The sequence below is a fragment of the Aerococcus sp. L_32 genome (assembly GCF_050689315.1).
This window is the reverse complement of sequence record NZ_JBOEQF010000821.1, coordinates 1-821: the sequence shown is the minus strand read 5'-3', so window position 1 is coordinate 821 and position 821 is coordinate 1. Positions and strand designations below refer to the sequence as shown.

The following is an 821-nucleotide window of genomic DNA, read 5'->3' as shown; positions in this document are numbered from 1 at the left end:
GCTTACTCAGCAACCTCGTCTAAAACTTCGTCACCTTTGAAGTCTTCAACAGTTACATCTTGTTCAGCTTCTTCTTGAGCGCCTTGTTTAGCTTCAAGAATTGCTTCAGCCATACCACCAGTGATCAATTTGATAGCGCGGATAGCGTCATCGTTTGAAGGGATTACGTAATCTACTTCATCTGGATCACAGTTAGTATCAACCATAGCGATAACAGGGATGTTTAATTTGTGTGCTTCTTGAATCGCAATTTTTTCTTTACGAGGGTCAACAACAAACATAACATCTGGAATACGTGGCATATCTTCGATACCGCCTAAGAATTTTTCTAGACGTTCTTTTTCTTTTAATAAGCCAACAACTTCTTTTTTAGGAAGAACGTCAAAAGTACCGTCTACTTCCATTTCTTTAATGTTTTTTAAGTGTTTGATACGTTTTTGGATAGTTTCCCAGTTAGTTAAAGTACCACCTAACCAACGGTGATTTACGTAGTATTGACCTGCACGAGTCGCTTCGTCAGCGATTGAATCTTGTGCTTGTTTTTTAGTACCTACGAATAACGCGATACCATCGTTACCTACTAAATCACGCATAGCGTTGTAAGCTTGGTCTACTAACTTAACAGTTTTTTGTAAGTCAATGATGTAAATACCATTACGTTCAGTAAAGATGTATTTATCCATTTTAGGGTTCCAACGACGTGTTTGATGTCCAAAGTGAACACCAGCTTCTAATAATTGTTTCATGCTAATAACTGGCATGTTAAATTCCTCCATTTGGTTTTTATTTTTCCGCCCCTATTTCAAAGACTCGCCACTAGC

General features: G+C 38.0%; 1 protein-coding gene. It reads right to left on the bottom strand.

What is annotated here, in order from left to right:
• Positions 1 to 2 precede the first annotated feature (2 nt).
• A complete protein-coding gene (gene rpsB / locus ACRCJ0_RS16695; RefSeq protein WP_039934631.1) occupies positions 3 to 761 on the bottom strand; it encodes a 30S ribosomal protein S2 in 759 nt (252 codons plus the stop codon).
• Positions 762 to 821 lie beyond the last annotated feature (60 nt).